This window comes from Corallococcus sp. CA053C, assembly GCF_003611675.1.
In the GTDB taxonomy this organism is placed as follows: Bacteria; Myxococcota; Myxococcia; order Myxococcales; family Myxococcaceae; genus Corallococcus.
Window position 1 is genome coordinate 1 of the sequence record NZ_RAWA01000653.1, and the last position, 3145, is coordinate 3145.

The 3145-nt window shown below is 72.8% G+C and carries 2 protein-coding genes and 1 pseudogene; 2 read left to right on the plus strand and 1 reads right to left on the minus strand.

The genetic code is table 11. From position 1 onward, the window contains the following. Position 1 precedes the first annotated feature (1 nt). Together D7V97_RS41645 and D7V97_RS46345 are read left to right on the plus strand one after the other, a co-directional pair. Complete coding sequence (locus tag D7V97_RS41645; RefSeq protein ID WP_120616077.1) at positions 2 to 1681, plus strand: lamin tail domain-containing protein; 1680 nt, start codon at positions 2 to 4, stop codon at positions 1679 to 1681. A 23-nt stretch (positions 1682 to 1704) separates the two neighbouring features. Then, a pseudogene (locus tag D7V97_RS46345) lies at positions 1705 to 2073 on the plus strand (thermonuclease family protein); the annotation flags it as partial. A gap of 111 nt (positions 2074 to 2184) precedes the next feature. Here the strand turns inward: D7V97_RS46345 and D7V97_RS46350 are convergent. Next, positions 2185 to 2910: a hypothetical protein gene (locus D7V97_RS46350; RefSeq protein WP_233583576.1), complete on the minus strand. Its 726-nt coding sequence runs from the start codon at positions 2908 to 2910 to the stop codon at positions 2185 to 2187. Positions 2911 to 3145: the final 235 nt, after the last annotated feature.

Below are 3145 nucleotides of genomic sequence, written 5' to 3' on the forward strand. Positions count from 1 at the left end.
ATTGGGAGGGTTGGGGGCGTGTGGATTGCCGGAGTGGGAAGAGGAGGCGCAGGCCTGCGAGGCCTTGCTGCCAGGGGACCTCGTCATCACCGAGTACCTCAACGACCCCGCGGGGGCGGACACCGGGAAGGAGTACGTGGAGGTCCACAACCCCACCCGGGAGACGGTGGACCTGCTGGGCGTGACGCTCTTCACCGCCCGCGAGGAGGGGGCGCAGGAGCGGGCCTATACGCTGACCACGGGGCTGCCGCTCGATGCGGGGAGCTTCGTCGTGCTGGGTGACGTGCGCGACGGGCCCCTGCCCGAGCACGTGGACCAGACGTATGGCGATGCGCTCGGTGCGCTGGGAAACAGCGGGGGACTCGTGGGCCTCAGGTGCGGGACGCGGGTGCTTGATTCAGTGGTGCTCACCGCGCCCGTGAAGTCGGGCTCGGCGCGGATCCGGGATGGGCTGTCGCGCTGGTGTGATGCGCCGGAGACGGTACCGGGCGGAGCGCGTGGCAGCCCGGGCGCCGCGAACACGCCGTGCCCCGACCTGGCCGACGGTGGAACGACAGGGATTGACGGGGGCCTCGTGGGAACCTGCCTGCCACCGGGGGCGGTGGCTCCCCGGGACGTCCGGGCTCCACGCCCGGGCGAGCTCGTCATCACCGAGGTGATGGCCAACCCGCGAGGCGACGACACGGTGGGCGAGTGGCTGGAGGTGCGGGCCACCGTGCCCGTGGACCTCAATGGCCTGACGGTGGGGACGGACACGTCGGGCACGCGCCTGGAGTCGGAGCGCTGCCTGTCGCTCGCCGCGGGCGAGTCCGCGCTGCTGGCGCGACGGAGGGAGCCTGGGGTGAACAGCGGGCTTCCGGAGCCCCTCGCCACGTTCTCGGTGGACCTGCGCAACGCGGGCGGCGTCGTCGCCTTGCGCGCGGGCGGCGTGCTCATCGACAGCGCGCTGTATGGCCCGGCCCAGGAAGGCGTGGCCACCCAGGTGTCGGCGCCGCTGACCGGTGAGGCGAAGGGCAACGACGCGCCGGCCGCGTGGTGCTCGGCCACGGAGCCCTATGGCGACAAGGGCAACCTGGGCACACCGGGGCGACTCAACCGCGTGTGCTCCGGAGCGGACGCGGGGGTTGCCCAGGCCGGGTGCATCGACCGGACGACGGGGCAGTCACGCGCGCTCCGCGTCCCCACCGCGGGCTCGCTGGTCCTCACCGAGTTCATGGCGGATCCATCCGCCGCGCCGGATGCGACGGGGGAATGGGTGGAGGTGCTCGCGCTGCGCGAGGTGGACCTCAACGGGGTGACGCTCTCCAACGAAGCGGGCGGCACCGTGCTGGACTCGGCGCTGTGCCTGTCGGTGAAGGCGGGGGGCTACGCCGTGCTCGCGCGTGACGAGGAGGCCTCGCTCAACGGCGGGTTGCCGGGTGTGCTCGGCACGTTCGGCTCCAGCCTGGGCAACGGCGCGGGGGCGCACGTCCTGAAGCTGGCGGTGCAGGGGACCGTGCTGGACGCGGTGTCCTTCACGAGCGCCGCGACCCCGGGCGCGTCCTCACAGCTCGATGCGCGCGTGCGGGACGCGGCCGGCAACGATGCGGCCAGTGCCTTCTGCACCACGCCCGTCGGCGTGAGGTACGGCGCGGGAGACCGGGGCACCCCAGGCCGCGAGAACCGGACGTGCGCGCCATGAGGACGCGGGACGCGGGGTGGGTGATGCTGCTGGCGGTCCTCTTCGCCTGCGGAGGCGGGGAGGAGGGGGAGTGTGGACCGCGCACGGGCGTGGTGGTCCAGGTCATCGACGGGGACACGGTGGTGCTCCAGGACGGCGAGCGGATCCGCTACCTGCTCGCCGATGCGCCGGAGACGACGCGCGGCCACCACGACTGCTTCGGCGAGGAGGCGGCGGCGTTCAACCGCTCGCTGGTGGAGGGCCGCACGGTGCGGCTGCGGGACGGCGAGGCGTGCACGGACCGCTTCGGACGGCGGCTCGCGTATGTGTCCGTGGACGACCACGACGTGAACGCGCTGCTCGTGGAGCGCGGGTACGCGTGCACGCTGTTCGTCTCGCCGGCCGGTGGCTCCCGGCGCGGCGAGTTCGAGTCCCTGGAGCTCGAGGCCCGGAGGGCCCGCCGGGGCCTGTGGGGCCGCTGCCCGGCGCCGTGCCCGAAAGGCCGGCGCCCGGCGGCGTCCGCGCTACGGCAGCGCGTCCCCTACCGCCAGCTTCAGCTCCCGGTCCAGGGGCCACGCGGCCGGGTGGTGCGACGTGATGAGGTCCAGCGTGTCGTCCTGGAACCTCACCTGGAAGGTGTCGCCCACGGACAGCCGCAGCTTGAGCCCCTTCTCCCGGAGCACCGGGCTGAGGTCGGACGCCGTGGCGAGCCTGCTGACGACCTCTGCCGTGCGCTCGATGAGCCAGGCCAGGGCCTGCACGGTGCTGGCCTGCTCCAGGTCCGTGCCCGGGCTGAGCTCCGCGGTCACCGGGATGCCCCAGGTGGTGGACAGCTTGTCGGCCATCGCGGGCAGCTGCCGCCACAGGTGCAGGGGCGAGGACTCGGGCATCGACCGGGCCGGCGTGTCCAGCACGGTCACGTCGTGCAGCGTGAGCGCTTCGATGACCCCGTCCGGCACGAACGTCACGTCCGTGCTGTCCGTGCGCGAGCCATTCCCGCTCGACGTGTTCAGGAGCACCCCGGTGTTCAGGAGCACCCCGCGTCCCTGACGGAACTCGCCGTACTCACGCAGGATGCCCGTCACCTCGCGCCCGCTGCGCAGGAACAGCGTCACCTGCGGCAGGTTGAGCGGCAGGCCCTCGTTGCGTCGGGACATGAGGATGCTCATCGCCTCCATCACCTCCCAGACGCTGCGCACGTGACCGCGACCCAGGGACTCCAGCGGATCCACCGGCTTGGAGACGGCCATGATCAGCTCCTCCCCTTCAGGTCCGGTTCCCGCGGAGGTGTCCACGACGGGGGCTGCCTCGGCGACGTGCCTGCGTCCTGTCCGTCGGTCCTGCGCTCCGCGAATGCCATGACCCGATTCCTCCCCTGCGTGTGCCCGACCAGTCTCGCCCATGTCCCCGGCGGGACCCAGCGGCGCGCGCAGGCCTTCCATGGCCGCCTGCCACCCCCTCGGGTCCCATCCCAGAGGCTGTCTC

What these genes read in the sequence shown, in the direction of transcription:
- D7V97_RS46350 (WP_233583576.1), bottom strand. Translation starts at nt 2,910, where the DNA reads ATGGCCGTCTCCAAGCCGGTGGATCCGCTGGAGTCCCTGGGTCGCGGT.